At 73.6% G+C, this 19449-nt stretch carries 18 protein-coding genes and 5 pseudogenes; 9 read left to right on the top strand and 14 right to left on the bottom strand.

Features of this window, described 5'->3' with window-relative positions; translation table 11 throughout:
• Window positions 1-43: 43 nt before the first annotated feature.
• The 8 genes and pseudogenes from ACZ63F_RS05750 to ACZ63F_RS05715 all read right to left on the bottom strand — a co-directional run.
• Window positions 44-385, bottom strand: coding sequence for a hypothetical protein (locus tag ACZ63F_RS05750; protein ID WP_469709000.1), 342 nt, complete (start codon window positions 383-385; stop codon window positions 44-46).
• Between the two features lie 490 nt (window positions 386-875).
• Window positions 876-1127 (bottom strand): annotated as a pseudogene (locus ACZ63F_RS05745) (glycoside hydrolase family 65 protein); the annotation flags it as partial.
• Window positions 1128-1209: 82 nt separating this feature from the next.
• Window positions 1210-2082 (bottom strand): universal stress protein, encoded by an 873-nt coding sequence (locus ACZ63F_RS05740; protein ID WP_469708998.1) that lies wholly within the window; start codon window positions 2080-2082, stop codon window positions 1210-1212.
• A gap of 506 nt (window positions 2083-2588) precedes the next feature.
• Window positions 2589-3209: an Rv1733c family protein gene (locus ACZ63F_RS05735; RefSeq protein ID WP_469708996.1), complete on the bottom strand. Its 621-nt coding sequence runs from the start codon at window positions 3207-3209 to the stop codon at window positions 2589-2591.
• On the bottom strand, window positions 3206-3949 hold the full coding sequence (locus ACZ63F_RS05730; protein ID WP_469708994.1) for a CBS domain-containing protein: 744 nt from the start codon (window positions 3947-3949) through the stop codon (window positions 3206-3208). Before ACZ63F_RS05730 ends, ACZ63F_RS05735 begins: the two co-directional genes overlap by 4 nt.
• Before the next feature lie 283 nt (window positions 3950-4232).
• On the bottom strand, window positions 4233-4934 hold the full coding sequence (locus tag ACZ63F_RS05725) for a helix-turn-helix domain-containing protein (protein ID WP_469708992.1): 702 nt from the start codon (window positions 4932-4934) through the stop codon (window positions 4233-4235).
• Between the two features lie 22 nt (window positions 4935-4956).
• Window positions 4957-6024 (bottom strand): zinc-dependent alcohol dehydrogenase family protein, encoded by a 1068-nt coding sequence (locus ACZ63F_RS05720; RefSeq protein WP_469709338.1) that lies wholly within the window; start codon window positions 6022-6024, stop codon window positions 4957-4959.
• Window positions 6025-6290: 266 nt separating this feature from the next.
• Window positions 6291-6677: pseudogene (locus ACZ63F_RS05715) on the bottom strand (universal stress protein); the annotation flags it as partial.
• 57 nt (window positions 6678-6734) lie between these two features.
• Between ACZ63F_RS05715 and ACZ63F_RS05710 the strand changes: the two are divergent.
• The 6 genes and pseudogenes from ACZ63F_RS05710 to ACZ63F_RS05685 form a co-directional block, all read left to right on the top strand.
• Window positions 6735-7130: pseudogene (locus ACZ63F_RS05710) on the top strand (hypothetical protein); the annotation flags it as partial.
• A 36-nt stretch (window positions 7131-7166) separates the two neighbouring features.
• A pseudogene (locus tag ACZ63F_RS05705) lies at window positions 7167-7553 on the top strand (universal stress protein); the annotation flags it as partial.
• Window positions 7554-7583: 30 nt separating this feature from the next.
• The gene (locus ACZ63F_RS05700; RefSeq protein ID WP_469708990.1) at window positions 7584-8573 is read left to right on the top strand and encodes an Acg family FMN-binding oxidoreductase; all 990 of its coding nucleotides are present in this window, start codon (window positions 7584-7586) and stop codon (window positions 8571-8573) included.
• Window positions 8574-8640: 67 nt separating this feature from the next.
• Window positions 8641-9099, top strand: coding sequence for a CBS domain-containing protein (locus tag ACZ63F_RS05695; RefSeq protein WP_469708987.1), 459 nt, complete (start codon window positions 8641-8643; stop codon window positions 9097-9099).
• Between the two features lie 205 nt (window positions 9100-9304).
• Window positions 9305-9550, top strand: coding sequence for a DUF1876 domain-containing protein (locus ACZ63F_RS05690; RefSeq protein ID WP_469708985.1), 246 nt, complete (start codon window positions 9305-9307; stop codon window positions 9548-9550).
• A gap of 16 nt (window positions 9551-9566) precedes the next feature.
• Complete coding sequence (locus ACZ63F_RS05685) at window positions 9567-10460, top strand: DUF1918 domain-containing protein (RefSeq protein WP_469708983.1); 894 nt, start codon at window positions 9567-9569, stop codon at window positions 10458-10460.
• 190 nt (window positions 10461-10650) lie between these two features.
• Here the strand turns inward: ACZ63F_RS05685 and ACZ63F_RS05680 are convergent, their stop codons facing one another.
• On the bottom strand, window positions 10651-13350 hold the full coding sequence (locus ACZ63F_RS05680) for a bifunctional acetate--CoA ligase family protein/GNAT family N-acetyltransferase (protein WP_469708981.1): 2700 nt from the start codon (window positions 13348-13350) through the stop codon (window positions 10651-10653).
• Between the two features lie 331 nt (window positions 13351-13681).
• On the opposite strand from ACZ63F_RS05680, the gene ACZ63F_RS05675 reads away from it, so the two are divergent.
• A complete protein-coding gene (locus tag ACZ63F_RS05675) occupies window positions 13682-14131 on the top strand; it encodes a pyridoxamine 5'-phosphate oxidase family protein (protein WP_469708979.1) in 450 nt (149 codons plus the stop codon).
• Window positions 14132-14203: 72 nt separating this feature from the next.
• On the opposite strand, the gene ACZ63F_RS05670 is transcribed toward ACZ63F_RS05675, so the two are convergent.
• A complete protein-coding gene (locus tag ACZ63F_RS05670; protein WP_469708977.1) occupies window positions 14204-14413 on the bottom strand; it encodes a hypothetical protein in 210 nt (69 codons plus the stop codon).
• A 113-nt stretch (window positions 14414-14526) separates the two neighbouring features.
• On the opposite strand from ACZ63F_RS05670, the gene ACZ63F_RS05665 reads away from it, so the two are divergent.
• Window positions 14527-15351, top strand: coding sequence for a DUF1684 domain-containing protein (locus tag ACZ63F_RS05665; protein ID WP_469708976.1), 825 nt, complete (start codon window positions 14527-14529; stop codon window positions 15349-15351).
• Window positions 15352-15400: 49 nt separating this feature from the next.
• Window positions 15401-15928, top strand: a pseudogene (locus ACZ63F_RS05660) (TetR/AcrR family transcriptional regulator); the annotation flags it as partial.
• A gap of 279 nt (window positions 15929-16207) precedes the next feature.
• On the opposite strand, the gene ACZ63F_RS05655 reads toward ACZ63F_RS05660, so the two are convergent.
• The 4 genes from ACZ63F_RS05655 to paaC form a co-directional block, all read right to left on the bottom strand.
• A complete protein-coding gene (locus ACZ63F_RS05655; protein ID WP_469708974.1) occupies window positions 16208-16897 on the bottom strand; it encodes a DinB family protein in 690 nt (229 codons plus the stop codon).
• Between the two features lie 96 nt (window positions 16898-16993).
• Complete coding sequence (gene paaE, locus ACZ63F_RS05650; RefSeq protein WP_469708972.1) at window positions 16994-18106, bottom strand: 1,2-phenylacetyl-CoA epoxidase subunit PaaE; 1113 nt, start codon at window positions 18104-18106, stop codon at window positions 16994-16996.
• Entirely contained in the window at window positions 18106-18621 is a 516-nt protein-coding gene (gene paaD / locus ACZ63F_RS05645) for a 1,2-phenylacetyl-CoA epoxidase subunit PaaD (RefSeq protein WP_352092239.1), read from the bottom strand. Before paaD ends, paaE begins: the two co-directional genes overlap by 1 nt.
• Window positions 18615-19445, bottom strand: a complete 831-nt coding sequence (paaC, locus tag ACZ63F_RS05640) for a 1,2-phenylacetyl-CoA epoxidase subunit PaaC (RefSeq protein WP_469708970.1) — start codon at window positions 19443-19445, stop codon at window positions 18615-18617. Before paaC ends, paaD begins: the two co-directional genes overlap by 7 nt.
• Between the last annotated feature and the right edge of the window lie 4 nt (window positions 19446-19449).

Here is a 19449-nt window from a genome sequence, read left to right as displayed (position 1 = left end):
GGTCCGGCGCGGCCGCCGGGCCCCTGCCCGGCGTTCCGCCGGTCTACGACGCGCCGACCAGCACCGCGGTGACGCACAGCGCCATCGCCGCGGTGACCAGGAGCATCGCGGTGAGCGTGCCGCGCAGCCACCGTCCGAAGCGGGCGTGGTGCCGCTGTTCCACCGCGCTGACGCTGGCGGCGATGTGCTCCGTCACCATGTGGGCCACGTAGGCCTGTTCCTGGAGGTACCAGCGCTCGATGTCCGCCTTCTGCTCCCGGGTCAGCCCCGGCTCCCGGGCGACGAACGCCGAGACGCGCCGGCGTGCCGCCCGCAGATGGGCCTGCTGGTACAGGAAGTCCTGGATTTCGGTCAGGCCGCGGGCGGCCTCCTCGCTCGTGTCCATGATGTGCTCCACAGGTGAGGCGGCGGCTGTCCGGCCGGTCGCGGTGTACGCGCATCGGCGCCGGGAGGGAGAGCTGCGCGCACGAACGTATCGAGCCGGGACTGGTCGGGGCCGGCGGTCTCGCGAACGCCGTAGAGCGGGAGCAAGCGGTGCGAACGTCCAGCGTGACAACTTCCGCACGCGCCCGCAAGGGTGTCGGCACCTTACGGTCACGGCGCCCGTCCACGTCGCCGCGTGCGCGCCCGGCAAGGGTGAGCCGGTGAGCTCCCCCCTTGCCGAGCCGCCGCCCCGTGCCCGCCGGTAGCCGTATGCCGGCGGCGGTGTTCCGGCGTGGGTACGGGCGTAAGCAGTGGTACTGGGCATCGTCGCCCGCCGTCTGAACGGCAGCCGGGTCGGCTTCCTCGGCGCACACCGGTCTCAGGAGGGGACGTTCTTCGAACGCGGCGGGGTGCCCGACCACCGCGTACGGCCGCTCGACGCGTCCGCGGATGTCGCCGCTGGCCTCGCAGCACTGCCACACGGTGTACGCCACTGCCGAGCCGACGTCCCACTGGAGCCGCGAGTGGTCCGGGAGCCAGTGCCCCGAGCGGGGGTTCAGGTGCAGTTCCTGGGACTCCTCGCGGCCGTCGCTGCCGCTCTGCCAGGGATACAGCGCACCGTGTCGGCCCAGCGCACGCGCGGCCGCGCAGGCCTGGTCCCGCCGCCGGTACCGGTAGCGGAGCAGGGCGCGGGAGACCTCCGGCACCGGCGGTGCACTCGAGCCGCTCACTTCGGCTCCCTCCGTGCGGGGCGCCCGCCTCTGCGGGTGGGGACAGGTGCAACGATCACTCCGTCTGCGGTACCACCGCCACCGGGCACTTCGCCTGGTGGAGCAGTGCGTGGGCCACCCGGCCGAGTTGCAGACCGACGTGTCCGTGCCGGCGCCTCGCGCCCACGACGACCAGGTCGGCGGCGGCCGAGCGGTCCACGAGGATCCGGTGGGCCGGCCCCTCGGCCGTCACGCTGCGGACCTCGACCTTCGGATGCGCGGCCATGGCTTCGCCGAGCAGTGCGTCCAGCAGCGCCGACGCCTCTCCCTCGTGCTGTCGGGCGACCTCCCCGAGCGCCACCTGGTTGCCGACCTCGTGGGCGCGGCAACGCCAGGCGCGGACGGCGTACAGGACGCAGGCACGGGACTCGGCCTCACGGAAGGCGAAGCGTACGGCCTCGTTCTCGGTGACGGGCTCCGCCGCGCCCAGCAGGATCCGCTCGTGGCCGCCGGCCAGGCCGGTCCTGTCGCCCCTGACCACGATCACCGGGCAGTGTGCCTTGGCCGCCACGGCCAGGCCGACCGACCCGAGCAGCAGCCCGGTCAGCTCACCCCGGCCGCGGGAGCCGGTGACCAGGGCATGTGCGCTGTCGCCCGCGCGCAGGAGGGCGTACACCGCGTCGTCGGGGAGGATGTCCACGGTGACCTTCACGTCCGGACAGCGCTGTGCGGCGCGCTCGGCGGCGGAGGCGACGATGTGTTCGGCCAGCACGCGTTCCGAGGGGCGTTCCGTGCCCTCCGACGGCACTCCGGCCTCGTAGCGCTCCCATCGGGAGGCGTACACCAGCCGCAGCGGCAGGTCGTGGCGGACGGCCTCGTCCACCGCCCAGTCGACCGCGCGCAGGCTTCCGTCCGATCCGTCGACGCCTACGACCAGGGGAGGTGTCATCGTCCCCACCGCCTTTCGTCGGACTGCCACGTCGTGCAGCAGGGGGCTCCGATGTCACCGTGCCACCTTCCGGCGAAGGGGCGGAGGGGCCACTCGGCCCGTTCGTGTGCCCGGTCAGCCCCTGCCGGGGTGGCGCGGCCTGCCGGACGCTGGGGCCGGGCCCACCCGGAGGGGAGGGCTCCCGGTACGACCCGCCAGGGTCCTTACGGCCCGTGGCGGCCGGGTCCGCCCGTACCCACCCTGGGATCAGGGCCCTCGGGCCCGACCGTCCTTCGGAGGAGGACATGAGGGGTCCCGGGCACACTCCCCCTGAGGGTCGGCCGGTCCGCACCGGGATGGTCCTGGTTCCCGTCTTCTCCTCCGGGACCGGGACCGGGACGTTCAGCACGCCGTCCGTGTACTCCGCGGCTGCCTCGTCAATGCTCATCTCCGGCCTGGCGAACGGGCCTGGGAACAGCCGTGGGCCGACCGGCCCTGTCCTGGCTCCGGTCGGCCCTCTGCTGAGGTCATCCCTTGCCGCCGCTGAAGTTCCGCCACTGGGGGCCGATCCGTTGCCATTCCGCGTCCCATTCCGCGAGGCGGCGGCGCATCAGGCGGCTGCGGACGGCCCAGCCTGCGCCCCAGACCGCGGTGGCGGCGAGCGGTGCCACGAGGACGGCGGCCGCGACGGAGTCGAGGATCGTCTCGCTCCGGCCCGTCGGTGGAGCGGCCACCCGTTCACCGCGATCCACCCAGACCGCGAGCCGGCTGCCGGCGGTGGCCGTGGGGGGCGCCTTGGCCAGGCCGGTGTGCACGGAGCCGTCCGCGGCCGTCCAGCGCACCGTGACCCACACCTTCCCCGCGTCGTAACCATCCACGACGGGCGAGCCTCCCGCAGAGGGGGTACCCCCAGTCCCGTTCTCGGTCAGCTCGGCGGACACCACGTGGAGGGCGGCACGCCGCTCGGCGAACGCGTGGTCCACGGTCGCGCCGGCCCACCATCCGGCGAGCAGCCCGCCGACGAGGGTCACAGTCCAGAGGGCGAGTACGACCCAGCCCTCCACCATGTCGCTGCGGCGCCGCAGCGGGTTGCGCCGCCAGCGCCAGAACGGTCCGCCGGCCAGGCGTCCGCGGCTCGTGCCGGTCATGGTCCGCCGCCTCCTTCCGGGGTCCGGGACGTGCGGCCCCGGCCGGGCGGGACGTGACCGGCGTCGGGAAGGTCGGGGTCGAGGACCGGGCGGCGGGGCGGACCGGCGAGCGCGCAGTCCACGGCGACCACTCCGTCGACGCCCCGTACCCACCCGGCGGCCACCGGGACCAGCGCGGTGTCCGGGACCCGGCCGGTGAGGGTGACGACACCGTCGCGCACCCGCACGCACACCGGCTCGGCCGAGTCGGGGAAGAGGTGCGGGAGGATCTCGCGCCGGATCTCCTCGGCGATGTCCTCGTCGTCCCGCAGGAACACCTTCAGCAGGTCGGCACGGCTGACAACCCCCTGCAGCAGTCCGTCCGCGTCGACCACCGGAAGCCGCTTGACGCCGTGCCGGGCCATCGTGCGCGCGGCCTCGGGCAGCGGGGCCTCGGGGCGGACGGTGACGGCCGGAGTGGTCATCAGTGCCGCAGCCGTGACCGACGCCGCCTCGGCGACGGCGGACCTTGGCCGGAGCTGGCCGTAACCGACCTCGCTGCCGGTGCGGGCCTCCTCCTTGCGCAGGAGATCTGCCTCCGAGACGACGCCGACGACACGTCCGCCGTCGTCCAGGACGGGGGCCGCGCTCACCTGCCACTGCTGCAGGGCCTTCACGATCTCCTTGAAGGCGGCGCCGTCGCGCAGCGCGAGGACCGTGTGGGTCATCACATCGCTCACGACGTGTGGAGTGCCGGTCATGGCGACCTCCAGGTTTCGGCAGCCGTGGTCCGACACTCCCAGGATCGGCCATCCGCCCCCGGAGGGCATGAGCCGAACGGTCCCCTTCCAGGTCCCGGCCCGGTCGGCTGCGGCGAGGCTTTCCGGGGAGCCGTCCGGGCCCAGGCCCTCGGGGCGGGCCTATACGGGGCGCAGGCAGCACCGGGGCAGCCGGTCGCTTGTGCATCGAGGGCCATCGGGAGCCTCCTCCGGTGTGCACCGGCGGTCTCGTCCGTCCACCGTTTCGCCCTGCCTGGGTGCGTGGCTATTCCGGTGCCCGGCCCGGCCCGGATCCGACCGTGATACGGCGCCCGGTCACGGAGCGGGGCTCGATCCGCACCCACAGGTCACGCTCGCCGCCCGCCCACGGGGTGCTGTAGGCGGAGAAGGTGAGCCGGCGCACCTCCTCCGCCTTGCTCACGCGGATCGCGGGTCCGCGTACCAGGACGCTCCAGCCCTCGCCGAAGGCGTCGTCGATGCGGTCGACCTCGAAGGCCACCTGACGGCCCGGCGCCATGGACGGTGTGGTTTCGTCCGCGGTCCTGAAGACGATCGTGCCGTCGACGACGCTGTAGTTGACCGGGACGATGACCGGGCCCGAGGCGGTGTCGACGCCGAGGCGTCCGACGCCGTGCGAGCCGAGCAGCGCCCTGCACTCGGCCGGGCTCAGTTCGGTGAACGCGGGGCGGTATCCCGCCCGACCGGGTCCGGGCGGGGTGTCCAGGTCGCCTCCGGTGAGGTGCGACACGGTGGTGTGGAGGACGTCGGCGAGCCTGAGCAGGGCGCCCGTGCCAGGTGCGGCCTCGGGATGTTCCTCCAGGTACCGCAGGTAGCCGGCCGCGATGCCCGACCGTTCGGCCGTCTGTGCGCGGGTGAGGCCCAGTTCCTTGCGGCGGGCCGCCACGCGGCGCCCCAGGTCTCCCAGCGCCGGTCCTTCTGCCGTGTACGGCCGTAGCTGTTCGGCCATGACGGTCACGTCCTCTCGTCGGTCAGGTCCCGCGGACGGCGAGCTCGTGCTGCTCCCCGCCGAGCACGACCTTGAGCGCGCCGGTGTCGGCGGCGCCGGCGAAGACGTCGTACGCCTCGGCCATGTGGTCCAGCGGGAAGGTGTGGGTGACCAGCTGGGCGGTGGGCAGCCGGCCGGCCGCCGTCATCCGCAGCAGGGTGGGCGTGGAGTGGGTGTCCACCAGACCCGTCGTGATGGTGACGTTCTTGATCCACAGGTCTTCGAGGTGGAGCGTGGCCGGCCTGCCGTGCACGCCGATGTTGGCGACGCGACCGCCGGGCCGGACCATGCGGGTGCACAGCTCGAAGGTCTCCGGCACGCCCACGGCTTCCATGACGACGTCGGCGCCGAGTCCGTCGGTGAGGTCGGCGATCAGTTGCTCCGGGGCCTCCCTTGCGTCCGCCACGGCGTCGGCGCCCAGGCGCCTGGCCGCTTCCAGCCGGGCAGGGGCCAGGTCCACGGCGACGATCCGCTCGGGGGAGAACAGCCGTGCCGTGGTGATCGCCGCGAGACCGATGGGGCCCGCGCCGACGATGGCGACGGTGTCGCCGGGACGCACCCGGCCGTTCAGCACGCCGACCTCGTAGGAGGTCGGGAAGATGTCCGCGAGGAGCACGGCGTCCTTGCTGTCGACCGTGCCCGGCAGCGCGTGGACGGACAGGTCCGCGAAGGGGACGCGGACGTACTCGGCCTGGGTGCCGTCGATCAGGTGGCCGAGGATCCAGCCTCCGCCGCCGCGGCACTGGCCGTACATGCCTTCCCGGCAGTAGGTGCAGCGCCCACAGGAGCTGATGCAGGAGACCAGCACGCGGTCTCCCGGCCGTACGGTCCGGACGTCGCTGCCGACCTCGACGATCTCGCCCACTGCCTCGTGGCCCAGCACCGTGCCGGGCTGCACCTCGGGCACGTCGCCCTTCAGGATGTGCAGGTCCGTCCCGCAGATCGTCACGGCGTCCACGCGCACGACGGCGTCGGTGGGTTCCTTGATGGCGGGGTCGGGGGCCTCTTCCCAGGCGGACTGCCCGGGGCCGTGGAAGACGAAGGCCTTCATGGGTTCGCTCACCGTCCTCGGTCCGCTGCGGGGCACGGGGCCGGCGGACGCCGGCGGCGGGTGCCGGGCCGGACGTCGGTACCTCGCCGGAATCGCCCCGCACAGCCAGCTTGTCCTGTCCCGGACGGGTCCGCTTGGGCCGTCCGGCCCTCATCACCCGCCGGACGGCCGTGTCCCTCCCTCCGCGGCCCTGGACGACCTGACGGCCCGTGCGGAGCCCGCAGTTGTGAGGAGAACGCGTGACGCTCCGGTCCCGGACCGACGGATCAGTGGTGCGCCACGACGGCGACGGGCGCGCCCGTGTGATGCAGGGCGGCATGGGTGACGTGACCGATGTGCGCGCCGAGTGAACCGGTACGGATGCGCCGGCCGACGACGGCCAGGGACGCGTCGCGGGAGCCCAGGGCGAGCAGTTCGGCGGAGTCCGCCGCCTCGCAGAGGGCGTCGGGCACGGGACCCGTCAGCTGTTCGGTGAGCACCTCAAGACCGGAGTGCCGCAGACGAAGCCCCTCCGCGGCGTCGCCCGGAATCTGCCGCATCCAGTGCTGACGGGTCTCGGGTCCCACCAGTGGAGCCTGCGAGACGAGTGCGGGCGCGGGCTCCGTGACGTGCACGATCTTCAGCGGCAGGCCGAGGGTAAGGGCCGTCCGTCCCCGGCAGGACCGACCGGCCCACCCGCACGCCCCCGCCGGGACGCCGACCGCCGGCGCATGCTGGAAGCAGTCGTTCCGTTCTGCCCCGGACCCTGCGGAGTCCGGTCCGCCTCGGCGACCTGTTCACGGCGTGACATCGTCCCGCTTCGCTTCCCGTCGCGGACTGGGACGTCCCCGTGGGCATGCCCGCCGGCTGGGGTGATGGATGGCGACCGTGTAGGGACCAATGGCCCCTGGTCCGTCGGCCGCACCGCCAGCTGCAATGGAACGGGAACCGGCGGCGGCACTCCCCGGCGCCGCCGCAGGGAGGAGGCGAGGCCGATGCCCGCTCCCGCATCAGCGAGGCAGACCGACCGGGCTGCAACGAGCACCGCGCCCTGGGCGACCGGCACCCCGATGCACGCCCATGTCGGCGACGAGATCCCCGTACGCGGTACCAGGGCCGGAGCCGTCGCACGGGACGGCGAGGCCGTCGGCCTCCACCATCCCGACGGCAGCCCGCACTCGGCGGCTGCGGTGGACCTGGCGTTCGAGGAGGCCGCGCTGCGCGGTGCCGGCGTGCGGGCACTCTTCGTCCGGGAGCCCGGACCGCTGAGGATCTTCGACGAGTACGAACCGGAGCAGGAGGCCCGGCGGGTGCTCTCCGAGATCGTGGCCGGTCGCGGCGCCCGCTACCCGCAGGTGGTCCTGCGGTACGAACTGGTCACCGGACACCCCGTACAGGTGCTCACCGACGCCTCCGCCCACGCGCTGGGTCTGGTGGTGGGCACCCGTGGCCGGGGCGGATTCACCGGCATGCTGCTCGGCTCGGTCAGCCAGGGGGTGCTGCACCACGCGCGGTGTCCGGTCATCGCCGTGCCGTCCGGGCCGATGTGATCCCCGCGGACGAAGCGAAGGGAAGCCGCCATGACCGCACAACCCGTCGACGCGCGCACCGTCGAGACGCTGGTGGCGGATGCCGTCGCCGCGCCCTCGCAGCACAACGCACAGCCGTGGAGGTTCCGTTACCTGCGCGACATCGGTGTGCTGCGCCTGTACGCCGACCTGATGCGCACCCTGCCGCACACCGATCCGCAGCAACGCGGTCTGCACGTGAGCTGTGGAGCCGCGCTGCTCAACCTACGGGTGGCCGCCGCCGCGGCGGCGCTGGCGCCGGTCGTGCGGCTGCTCCCGGAGCCGCGCCACCCGGACCTGCTCGCCGAGGTGCACCTGTGCGGCAGCAGTCCGCCGGACACCGCGCTGGCTCTGCTGCGCCCCGCGGTCGGCCGCCGTCACTCCAGCCGCTACCCGTTCCAGGACGAGGAGGTCCCGGCGGCGATACGCGAGGGCCTGTGCGAGGCGGCTGCCACCGAAGGCGCGCAGTTGCTGTTCCCCGGCGGCTGGCACGTGCGGTCGGTCCTGGAACTGGTGCGGGAGGCCGAGGAGTGGGAGGCGCAGGACGCGGGAGTGCGCGGTGAGACCGCACGGTGGGCGCATGCGGAACCGCCGGGGGCCCAGGCGCCGTCCGACGGCATCCCCGCCGAGGCGTTCGGCCCGGCACGCCGTGCTGGCGACGCTCCCGTGCGCGACTTCGCCGCCGGACGCCCGATGCCGGACCGTGCCCGGGCGTCGTTCGAGAGGACGCCGAACATCGCCCTGCTCGGCACTGCCGACGACGGCCCCCTGGACTGGCTGCGCGCCGGGCAGGCGCTGGAGCGGGTCCTGCTGCGGGCCACCGCGGACGGGCTGGTCGCGTCCGTGACCTCCCAGCCGCTCGAATGGCCGGACCTGCGGTGGGCGGTCCGCGACCCGCTCTCCGCCATGGGCCACGTGCAGATGGTGCTCAGGCTCGGCCACGGCCCCGAAGGGCAGCCGAGTCCTCGGCGGCCGCTGGACGACGTGCTCGACATCGTGTGAAGCCGGCGCCCCGCCCCCGCTCGAACACTCCCGCACCACGACCGGACGACCGACGAGGAGTATCCGCATGAAGGTGTCCGAGGTGATGACCGCGCCTCTCGTGCACGTGGACCCCGCTGTCTCCCTGAAGGAGGTCACCGGGTGGATGGCCGAGCGCGGCGTGGGCTCCGTCCTCGTCGTGAAGGACGGGGAGCTGTGCGGCATCGTGACCGACCGCGACCTCGCGCTCCGCGGCCTCGGTGGCGGCCTGGCGCCGGAGTCGACCGTGGACGCGGTGATGTCGGCCGCGGTCGTCACCGTCGACGCCGACGACGATCTGCGGGCCGCCTACCGCACCTTCGGCCGCGCGGGCGTGCGCCGGTTGCCGGTCCTCGACCGGGGCCGGCCGGTCGGGATGCTGACGATCGACGACCTCTTCCTCGACGTCTTCCGGCAGCTGGCCGACCTGCTCGGCCCCGTCGCATGGAGCGTGCTCCAGGAGCCGCCCGGTCCCCCCTCGGCCGGCGGCGGTCCGCACGAGTCCTGAACCGGGTCGATCGGGGACGACCGCGCTGCTCGCCTCCGGCGGGAAGCAGCCGGAGCGCCTTCTCCGGGGCCGGACGGCGGTACGGCAGGGACCTTCGGCCCTGTGAAGGGGATCCGAATCCGGACGATGGTGAACGAACAGAACGAACTTAACTAACTGCACGAACAGGGCGGGCTCCGTCCTTGCGGACCTGAGGAGGAAAGCTATGCACACGGCGCAGTGGAAGGTGAACCTCCACCTCTTCGAGGAAGACGACGGAACGACCAAGGCGCGCGTGGTGCTGGACACCGGAACCACGTCACTCACCGCCCACGGGACCGCGCACTGCCGCCCGACGGACAGCAACGTGCCGGAGATCGGCGACGAACTGGCGGCCGGCAGGGCCATGAACGACCTGTCCCAGCAGCTTCTGCGCATCGCCGAACGGGACATCCAGGGCGTGGGATCCTGAGGGGAAGGCGGCGACCATGCGAGCTCACCTCGGCGACCAGCTCGTCATCGAAAGCCCGGCGACCGGCGCCACCCGGCGCGACGGGGAGATCGTCGGCCTCCACCACGAGGACGGCACGCCCCCCTACGACGTGCGCTGGTCGGATTCGGACCAGGTCACACTCCTCTTTCCCGGCCCTGACGCACACGTCCACCACCTCGACCGCGGACGGCCGGAGTCGGATGCGGTGAAGACCGGGACCGTGTCTCCGCCACCCAAGGCGGCCAATCCCGGAGACATCGGCCGGCGGGTGGCCGCGGCGCGGCTGCGGCTGGGGCTCAGCCGGGAGGAGACGGCCGCCCGCGCCCGGATGGCCCCCGCGTACCTCGCCTACCTGGAGGAGCAGCCCGCGGCTCCGTCCCTCGCGACCCTCATCAGGCTGGCGGACGCGCTGGGCACCAGCGTCGACGCGCTGTACGGCGGCGGTGTCGGCCTCCCGCCCGGGCAGGGGCACGCCCTGTTCCACCCCCGGCTTCTGGAACTCGGCCCGGAGGAATGCCGGGCCCTGCTCGCCACGCACGGGGTGGGACGCGTCACGCTGTCGACGCCGGACGGCCGGCCGGCGGTCGTCCCCGTCAATTACGACGTCATCGACGGCGCCATCGTCTTCCGGACCGCCCCCGGCTCCGTCACCGCCCTGACCGTGGACGAGGACGTCGCCTTCGAGGTCGACCACGTGGACGAGGCGCTGAGCCAGGGCTGGAGCGTCCTCGCCGTCGGGCACGCGAACGTCGTGACCAGGCCTGAAGTGGTCCGCGGACTCGTGGAACGCGCTCACACCACTCCGTGGGCGGGCGACGAGCGCGCGATGTGGGTGTCGATCCGGCCCAGGAGCCTCACGGGCCGCCGCATCACGCCGGCGGAGGAGTAGGCGACCGTCGGGGAGGGGCCCGCCGGTCCACGCCGGTCGTGCCGGGGCGGGCCTCACCGGGACGAACCGGTGAGACCCGCCCGGCGAACCCGGTCAGTTCTTCAGCTCCGCGGCGCTCCCGGACGCCCAGGCCCGCACGGCGTCGAAGTCCCGGAAGTCCCCGCCCTCATCTCGGTTCCCTCCGCGGTCCTCAGCGAAGCCGGCGCAGATACGGGTCCTGAGGCCGGCGCGGCAGCAGGCGTACCCGGGCGTCGAGCACGGTGACGCCGTCCGGTGTGGCCAGGACGGGGTTGAAGTCGGCCTCGGCCAGCTGCGGCAGGTCCGCGGCCATCCGGGACAGCCGCTGGAGCAGTTGCTCCAGGGCTTCGAGGTCGACGGGCCCGTTGCCGCGGGTGCCGAGGAGCAGGGGTGCGCAGCGCGGGGACGTGATCAGGTCGTGCACGTCGTGGTCGGTGAGGGGCGCAAGGCGTGCGGCATGGTCGGCGAGGATCTCGGTGGCCGTGCCGCCGAGCCCGAACAGCACGAGCGGGCCGAACACCTCGTCCTGCACGACACCGGCGAAGAGCTCGATGCCGCGCCGGGCGAGCGACTGCACGACCACGCCGGTCATCAGGTGGTTGAAGCGGGTCTTCAGGTCCCGGAAGGCGGCACGGACCTGCGGCTCGCCGCGCAGGTCGAGGTGGACCGCCCGCTCCTCGCTCTTGTGGACCAGGCCCAGCCACTGGGCCTTCATGACCACCCGTCCGTCGGCGCCGCTCAGCCGCTCGGCGGCGCGCACGGCGTCGTCCTCGGTCTCCGCCCAGGCCCAGGGGATCTGCGGGATGCCGTAGCAGGCGAGCAGGTCGGCACACGTACGCGGGTCGAGCCAGCCGCCGTCCGGGCGCGCGGCAAGATAGGCGTCCGCGATGGTGTGGGCGTGCTCGGTGTCGACGTCGTCGAGGGCCGGCACCGTGCCGGCCGGGCGGCCCAGCCAGGCCGCGCGGTCGGCCGCGTGGGCCAACGCCCGTGCGGCCGCCTGCGGTTCGGCGTAGGACGGGACGGTGCCGCCCTCGTCGGCGGCCGGCACCAGCTTCACCGGCAGGTCCTGCTCCAGGCAGACGGCGAGGACGGGCTTGGGCCTGCGGCCGGGCGCCCCGGTGAGGGCACGGATCAGGTGGTCGCCGGTCGCGGTGGCGAGGGCGGTCGGGACCAGGGCCACCAGGACGGCGTCGATGCCCGGGTACTCCATGAGCGCGTCGACGCACTCCGTGAGCTGTTCCTCGGTCACGGCGGCGGTGGCGTCGACCGGGTTGCCGATGGCGGCCCCTTCGGGCAGCACGGCGAGCAGTTCGTCGGTCATCACCGGCGTGAACGGCGGCAGGGCGAGTCCCGCCTCGGCGCAGGCGTCGGCGGCCAGGACTCCGGCGCCGCCCGCGTTGGTGACGATGGCGACGCGCCTGCCTTCCGGCAGTGTCTGGGAGTGGAGCAGCGCGGCCGCTTCGAGGAGTTCGCCGACCGAGCGGGTGGCGGTGATGCCGGCCTGGGTGAACAGGGCCCTGCGGGTCATGGTGGGGGTGGCGGCGGCCGCGGTGTGCGAGGCGGCGGCCCGGCGTCCGGCCGTGGACCGGCCGGCGTCCACGGTCAGCACCGGCATCCGGCGGGCCACCCGGCGGGCGGTACGGGAGAACGCGCGCGGGTTGCCGAACGACTCCAGGTGCAGCAGGGCGAGGTCGGTACGGCCGTCGGTCTCCCACCACTGGAGCATGTCGTTGCCGCTGACGTCGTACTTGTCGCCGAGCGAGACGAAGGAGGACACGCCGATGCCGAGCCGGGACAGGCCGTCCAGCAGGGCGATGCCGATACCTCCGGACTGGACGGCGACGCCGGCGCTCCCGGGGCGGGGGTGGCCGTCGGCGAAGGTGGCGTCGAGGCGCAGCCCGGGGTCGGGATGCGAGATGCCGAGGCAGTTGGGGCCGACCAGGCGCATGCCGTAGGTGTGGCAGGCGGAACGGAGTGCCTGGGCCTGGTCGGGGCCGAGGCCCGAGGTGACGACCAGGAGGGCGCGGACGCCGGCCTTGCCGCACTCCTCCGCGGTGACCGGCACCGCCGCCGCCGGCACCGCCACGACCACCAGGTCCGGGGTCCTGGGCAGGGCGCTGACGGACGGGTAGCAGGACACTCCGAGGACCGAGGTCACGCTGGGGTTCACGGCGAAGAGGCGACCGGTGTAGCCGCCGGTGTGGATGTGGTGGAGGATCGCCCGGCCGACCGAGCCCGGTGTGCGGCCGGCGCCGACGACGGCGACCGCCTCCGGGCACAGCAGCGGCCGCAGGCTCGCCACGTCCGCGGCGCGGCCCCGCGACTCGACGGCGGAGAGATAGGCATCGTCCTCGTCCAGGTGGATGGTGCAGCGCGTCTCCACGCCCTCGAAGCGGCGGGAGGTACGCAGGCCGAGGTCGGCGAAGAGCCGCAGCACCTCGCCGTTCTCGCTGAGCGCGTCGGCCGTGAAGACGGTGATGCCGTCGGCGCGGGCCACCGAGACCAGGTGCTCGACGAGGAGGGTGCCGACCCCGCGGTGGTGCAGTCCGTCGGCCACGGCGATGGAGATCTCCGCCGAGTCCTTGCCGCCCCCTGCGGTGTCGTACTCGGCGAGGCCGAGCACCCGGCCCCGCGTCTCGGCCAGCAGCGCCCGGTAGCCGGGGCGGGCCGGGGCGCATGCCCGGTCGGCGGCCATCGCGGCCGAGCGCCGGCTCACCGAGAAGAACCTCAGGCGGAGGTTCTCCGCGGACATCTCGTCGTAGAACGCCTTCAGCTGGTCGTGGTCGCCAGGAGCCACGGGCCGGATGCACACGGTGGTCCCGTCCGCGAGCAATGCGTGGGCGGGGGACCGTTCGAGCAGGAAGTCGGTCATCGCGGTTCTCCTCCAGACCGGTCGGCACTATGAGCATCCGGCGCGGCGGGGCCCTGTCCCATGGGCTGTCCGGGGCGACGTGGGGGCCGATCGGCCCTGATCTGGAGGACTGGTCGGGACGGCGGCCGCGGAACGCGGCGAGGACGTCGTGGCCGGCATCCGCAACACCGTGTCGCTGGCCGGCCTGGAGGGCGCCGCGCGCGACCTGGCCGGCGGCGCTCCCCACCGAGACCACCCGGCGTCCGCGTAGGTCCATGAGTCCCCACGGGCCGGCCCGAGAAAGGGCCTGTCGGCCCTACGGCCGCGCACTCGCCGGCGGGAGTATGGGCCAATGCTCCGGAACGACGGCTTTCGTACACTCGACCGCCAGGAGTGCCTGCGCCTGCTGGCCAAGGTGCCGGTCGGTCGCGTGGTCTACACCGAGCAGGCGCTGCCGGCGGTCCTCCCCGTCAACTTCTCCTTGGACGCGGATGCCTCGGTGTTGCTGTGCACTGCCGCGGGTTCGGACCTGGTCCGCGCGATCGGAGGTGTGGTGGTCGCCTTCGAGGCGGACGAGTTCGACGCGGAGAACCGGTCCGGCTGGAGCGTGGTCGTCACCGGACGCGCTGCCGTGGTGAGTGATCCCGGGGAGCACGCACGGCTGTCGCAGGCCGGTCCCCGCTCATGGATGCCGAAACGGGACGCGGTGTTCGTCCGGATCGAATCCGAGATGATCACCGGGCGCGAACTGGGTCGAGCCGACCGGCCCGGGGCTCCGTGGGAGCAGCGACCGGACGGCTGACGCCGCCGGCCGGCGGCCGCGACACGGGGCTGCGGCAGGTGCGGGCTGTGGTCGCTGACCTCGACGGTGAGGTCAATGGCGGTAGCCGTCGAGGGTCTTCGCGAGGATCGCGTCCCGGGACGACTCGACGAGCGCGGCTCGTCCGGTGGCCTTGCGGCCGCTGACGTCCCGGACGGCGGCGGAGACCGGCAGTCCGTCCGCCGTCTCCTGGCGCTCCCGGGAGCCCGCGTCGTGAACCCCGGGGCCAAGTCCGGGGCACGGCTGCCGGCCCCGGGTTCCCACGACACAAAGCTGACAAGAAGCTGTCACACGCGGACCGGAATGCGGCCTCGTCAGCCCTCGTTCTGACTGGTACGGCTGTTGCAGAGCCTCGCCCGACGAAAGAGGACGGACGCATGACGACTGAGGCCACCACCACGGAACTCCAGCTCTTCACCGAGAGCTGGCAGGACTGGCACCGCGCCCAGGAGGCCCGGATCTCCGCTCCGCACGGGTTCCTGGCCATCACCGGGCTGCACTGGCTCGACGACCGCCCGCAGCGCTTCCCCGACGCCCCGGGCGCCTGGCGTACCGGTCCGGACGGGGTCGTCGTCACCCTGGACGACGGCGAGGAACTGGTCGTCGACGGGACGCCGGTCCGGGGCGAGCACCACTTCGGCGTGCTTCCCGAGCGCGGCGGTGTCGACGCGGTCTGGGGCGACGCCGTCATCGAGGTCGCCAAGCGCGGCGGGAACGACATCGTGCGCCCCCGGCATCCGGACGCCCCGCTGCGCACCGCCTTCACCGGAACCCCCGCCTACGCCCCCGACCCGCGCTGGGCCGTGACCGGCCGGTACGTCCCCTTCGACGAGCCGCGGCCGACCACGGTGGGCGCCGCGGTGGAGGGCCTCGAGCACGTCTACGACGCCCCGGGCCGGATCGAGTTCCAGCTGGCGGGGCGGCAGCTGTCCCTGACCGCGTTCCCCGGGCACGGTCCGGGCGGGCTGATGGTGCTGTTCACCGACGCGACCTCGGGGGTCACCACCTACGCCGCCAACCGGTCCCTGTCCGTCGGACCGCCCGCCGCCGACGGCACCGTGGTCCTGGACTTCAACCGCGCGGCGAACCTGCCGTGCGCCTACACGGACCTGGCCACCTGCCCGCTGCCGCCCGCGGAGAACCGGCTGCCCGTGGCGGTCGAGGCCGGTCAGAAGATCCCGCGCGAGCGCGGCGGATCCTGACCGGGACGGCGGGGCTCGGCGCACATGATCCACTGGGCTACCAGTGCCCATGCCCGAGCGTCCCCCCGCGAGTACGCCGAAGGACGGCGAGCGCCCCCTGCGGCGCGACGCCGCCCGCAACCGGGAACGGATCGAGCACGCGGCGCGGGAGGTCTTCGGCCGGCGCGGCCTCGGAGTGACCCTCGACGACATGGCCGAGCACGCCGGGGTCGGCGTCGGCACGATGTACCGGCGCTTCCCCACCAAGGAGGCACTGGTACGAGCCGTGTTCGAGCAGGACCTCGCGATGCGGCAGGAGTCCGCGGAACAGGCCCTCACCCACCCCGATCCCTGGCAGGGGCTCGTCGACTTCCTCATGACGATGACGGCCGACCTCGCCGAGAACCGCGGCCTGCATGAGGTGATCCTGCTGGGGAGCCACCGTTCCGAGCCCTTCGAGACGGCCCGCGGGGGCATGCTTCCCCACCTGGAGGCGCTGATCCGGCGGGCCCAGGAGAGCGGGCAGCTGCGCACGGAGGTGACCGCCTCCGACATCCCCGTCATGCAGCAGATGCTCATCGCCGCCGCCCGGTTCACCCAGGGACGGCGGCCCGACATATGGCGCCGCTACATCGAGATCCTCCTGAACGGCCTGCGCCGGCGCCCGGGCGACCTTTCGCTGACCACGCCCAGCCTGGACGACGAGGTGGTGGAACAGGTGACGGGGCTGGTGCGGCGGGATCCGGCGCGGGACCAGCAGCTCCGCCGGAGGTGCCGCGACAGGCCGTCAGCCGGCTGCGGCGCCGTCGTGGCCGGTCACGCAGTTCCCTCCCCCAGCCTTCGGCCAGGGGTGACCCCCGGCGCCCCTTGCGGGCGCTCAGCGGGCCTGCCACAGGTCGCGGAGCAGGGCGATCTCGGCCATGTGGTGGATGAGTTCGAGGTTGGTGTTGCTCACTACGTCGACAAAGGGGTCGTCGGGATCGGAGCCGGACGGGTACTGGGAGAAGCCGACGGTGTCGAGCTGCTCGTCGGTCACGGTGGCGACGTCGGCCCGCCAGCGGTCCACGTCCGCCCAGAAGCGCTCGAGCGCCAGGGCCGCGACGGGTGTGAAGTCGACGAGCTCTGCGGGGTCCCGCCGCCGGGTGCCGAAGGTCCACTCCCAGCGGGCGGCGAAGCCCGAGTGCAGGTGCCCCAGCCGCCAGGCGATGGTGGTGACCGCGGTCCGGTCGGGCTCCGGCGGGGCGGTGTCGGCGAGGATCTCCTCGACCCGCTGCACACTGACGCTCCAGTCGTCGGCGATCTTCGCGACCGTCATGCCCGCGGCGACCTGCCGGGCCACCTCGGCGTACTCGCTCGCCGGGATGTCGGGCGCGCCCTTGTCGAGGACCCAGTCACCGGGGCCGTACGCCCTGGGCGTCGCCGCCTCCTTCCGGCGCCGGATCGACCAGGAACCGGGCACCGGCTCCCACAGGTACTCCTCGTCGCCGAGCCCGGTCAGCCGCACCTGGGCCCGTTCCCTGGTGGCGTCGAACTGGTCCAGCAGCACGCCCAGTCGGCCGGTCCCCATGCCTGGCTCCCTTCACGGTCAGCCGTTCGGCTGCGCTCGGGCGGAGGCTATCGGCCGGTCCGAGCGGGGCGCCACGGATTTCCGCGCCGGGGCCGGTCAGCTGTCGTAGTCGACGGTCAGCGACTCGGAGACCGGGTAGGACTGACAGGTCAGGACGTAGCCGGCGTCCACCTCGGCGGGTTCCAGGGCGTAGTTGCGGCGCATGTCGGCCTCGCCGTCCGTGATGCGGGCGCGGCAGGTTCCGCAGACGCCTCCCTTGCAGGCGAAGGGGAGGTCCGGGCGGAGGCGCGCGGCGGAGTCGAGGATGGTGCGCTCGCGCGGGAGGCGCGCGGTGGTGGAGCGGCCGTCCAGGGTGACGGTGACCTCGCTTGCCGGGCCGGTCGCCACCGCGTCCTCGTGGCGGACGGGCTCGATCGGCTCGTCGGCGTAGAAGAGTTCCTGGTGGACCCGGCCGGCGGGGACGCCCAGTTCGGCGAGCACCTTCTGCGCGTCGACGACCATCCCGTGCGGGCCGCACAGCCACCAGTGGTCGGCGCCCTCGATGTCGACCAGGCCGTCGATGAGCGCGCCGAGGCGGCCGCCGTCGAGGCGGCCGGAGAGGAGTTCGGCCTCGCGGGGTTCGCGGGAGAGGACGTGGGCGAGGTGGAAGCGGGTGCGGTACTCGTCCTTCAGGTCGGCGAGTTCGTCGGCGAACATCACGGTGTCGGTGCGGCGGTTGCCGTAGAACAGCGTCACCGTCGAGCGGTCGTCGGCGGCGAGGACCGACTCGGCGATGGACATCATGGGGGTGATGCCGGAGCCGGCCGCGATGAGCACGTGGTGGCCGGGGACCGTGAGGTCGGGGGTGAAGGCTCCGGTGGGGGCCATCACCTCGACGGTGTCGCCCGGGCGCACCTCGTGGACCAGCCAGGAGGAGAAGAGTCCGCCGGGCACCTCGCGGACGCCGATGCGGGGCGCGGTGCCGGCCGGTGAGCAGATCGAGTAGGAGCGCCGCTCGTCACGTCCGTCGACCTCGCGGCGGAGGGTGAGGGACTGGCCGGGGCCGAAGGCGAACTCCGCCGCGAGGGCGTCGGGGATGTCGAAGGTGACCGCCACCGCGTCCTCGCACAGGGGCTGGACGGCGGCGACGCGCAGGGGATGGAAGGCAGGGCGGCGCCGGCGTGCTGTCGTCGCGGGGGCACCGGCGGTCGGTGCCGTCAGCTCTGCCATCAGATCTCCTTGACGTACTCGAACGGCTCCTGGCAGCTGAGGCAGCGCCACAGCGCCTTGCAGGAGGTGGCCGCGAACCGGGAGGTCTCCTCGGTGGCGGCCGATCCGCAGCGGGGACACGGGACCGTGCGCCGGGTCGGCGACAGGTCCAGCGGGACGGGACCCGCGAGGCGCCGGGGCGCGGTGTTGGGCGGTGCGATGCCGTGGTCGGCGAGCTTGCGGCGCCCTTCGGGGGTGATCCAGTCACTGGTCCACGGCGGGTCGAGGACCGTCCGGATCTGCACGCGGCCGAAGCCGGCCTCGCGCAGGCGGGCGGCGACCCCGGCGCGCATCTCGGCCATGGCGGGGCAGCCCGAGTAGGTCGGCGTGAGCTCGGCGACCACCGTCCCGTCCGGCTCGACGGTGACGTCCCGCAGCACGCCGAGGTCGGCGAGGGTGAGCATGGGGAGTTCCGGGTCGGGCACCTGTTCGGCGATGTGCCGGGCCCGCCGGGCGTCGGTCAGGACGGTCACCACGTCGCCTCCGGGTGGGCGCGGGCCACGCTCTGCAACTCGGCGAGGAGCGGGGCGAGATGGCCGGTGTGCTCGCCTTCGCGGCCCTGGCCGGGCAGCGGCGGGACGGCCGGCACGGGGAGTCCGGCCGCGTCGAGGACCTGGTGGAGATCGGCCAGTACCGCGTCGCGCACGTCGTGGGCGGCGAACAGCTCCTCCCAGTAGGGGGCCTGCGCCTTGAGGGCGGTCAGCATCCGGGCGTGCGACTCCTCGGTGCCGTCGCCGAGGCGTACGACCCACTCGGCGGCGTACTGCCGGTGGTAGGTGAGCTCCTTGACGCCCTTGGCCGCGATCGCCGCGAGCACCGGGTCGGGTGCGGTGGTCAGTCCGGTGAAGTGGGCGAGCCGCCAGCTCGCGAACACCAGGAGCCGCAGGACGGAGAAGGCGAAGTCGCCGTTGGGGAGTTCGGCGAGGCGTACGTTGCGGAACTCGGCGGGGTCCCGGAAGTAGGCGTAGGCGTCCTCCGTGCGGCCGGTGCCGTCGGTCTGGCCGGCGCGGGAGTAGAGCAGCCGGGCCTGGCCCAGCAGGTCGAGGCCGATGTTGGCCAGCGCCACCTCCTCCTCCAGCTCGGGAGCTCGGGTGACCCATTCGGCGAGGCGCTGGGCCAGGACCAGGGCGTCGTCGCCGAGCGCGAGGCAGCTCGCGGCCAGTGCGGCGGCGTCGACGCCCACGGGCACGGCGGTGTCGACGCCGTGCAGCGGGTCCTCGAAGCCGGTGCCGAACGCCCAGCGCGCGTCGCTGTCGTCGTTCCCTTCGGCCAGGCTCAGGTAGACGTGGTCGTCGCTCATCACC

The sequence above is a fragment of the Streptomyces sp. NPDC104761 genome, from assembly GCF_055583445.1.
The sequence above is the reverse complement of the archived record's forward strand: the minus strand, read 5'-3'. Positions and strand labels throughout refer to the sequence as shown.

What these genes read in the sequence shown, in the direction of transcription:
- ACZ63F_RS05665 (WP_469708976.1), top strand. Translation starts at nt 14,527, where the DNA reads ATGACGACTGAGGCCACCACCACGGAACTCCAGCTCTTCACCGAGAGC.
- ACZ63F_RS05700 (WP_469708990.1), top strand. Translation starts at nt 7,584, where the DNA reads ATGACCGCACAACCCGTCGACGCGCGCACCGTCGAGACGCTGGTGGCG.
- ACZ63F_RS05655 (WP_469708974.1), bottom strand. Translation starts at nt 16,897, where the DNA reads ATGGGGACCGGCCGACTGGGCGTGCTGCTGGACCAGTTCGACGCCACC.
- ACZ63F_RS05675 (WP_469708979.1), top strand. Translation starts at nt 13,682, where the DNA reads ATGCTCCGGAACGACGGCTTTCGTACACTCGACCGCCAGGAGTGCCTG.
- paaC (WP_469708970.1), bottom strand. Translation starts at nt 19,445, where the DNA reads ATGAGCGACGACCACGTCTACCTGAGCCTGGCCGAAGGGAACGACGAC.
- ACZ63F_RS05680 (WP_469708981.1), bottom strand. Translation starts at nt 13,350, where the DNA reads ATGACCGACTTCCTGCTCGAACGGTCCCCCGCCCACGCATTGCTCGCG.
- ACZ63F_RS05740 (WP_469708998.1), bottom strand. Translation starts at nt 2,082, where the DNA reads ATGACACCTCCCCTGGTCGTAGGCGTCGACGGATCGGACGGAAGCCTG.
- ACZ63F_RS05685 (WP_469708983.1), top strand. Translation starts at nt 9,567, where the DNA reads ATGCGAGCTCACCTCGGCGACCAGCTCGTCATCGAAAGCCCGGCGACC.
- ACZ63F_RS05730 (WP_469708994.1), bottom strand. Translation starts at nt 3,949, where the DNA reads ATGACCGGCACTCCACACGTCGTGAGCGATGTGATGACCCACACGGTC.
- ACZ63F_RS05750 (WP_469709000.1), bottom strand. Translation starts at nt 385, where the DNA reads ATGGACACGAGCGAGGAGGCCGCCCGCGGCCTGACCGAAATCCAGGAC.
- ACZ63F_RS05725 (WP_469708992.1), bottom strand. Translation starts at nt 4,934, where the DNA reads ATGGCCGAACAGCTACGGCCGTACACGGCAGAAGGACCGGCGCTGGGA.
- ACZ63F_RS05720 (WP_469709338.1), bottom strand. Translation starts at nt 6,024, where the DNA reads ATGAAGGCCTTCGTCTTCCACGGCCCCGGGCAGTCCGCCTGGGAAGAG.
- paaE (WP_469708972.1), bottom strand. Translation starts at nt 18,106, where the DNA reads ATGGCAGAGCTGACGGCACCGACCGCCGGTGCCCCCGCGACGACAGCA.
- ACZ63F_RS05735 (WP_469708996.1), bottom strand. Translation starts at nt 3,209, where the DNA reads ATGACCGGCACGAGCCGCGGACGCCTGGCCGGCGGACCGTTCTGGCGC.
- ACZ63F_RS05690 (WP_469708985.1), top strand. Translation starts at nt 9,305, where the DNA reads ATGCACACGGCGCAGTGGAAGGTGAACCTCCACCTCTTCGAGGAAGAC.
- ACZ63F_RS05695 (WP_469708987.1), top strand. Translation starts at nt 8,641, where the DNA reads ATGAAGGTGTCCGAGGTGATGACCGCGCCTCTCGTGCACGTGGACCCC.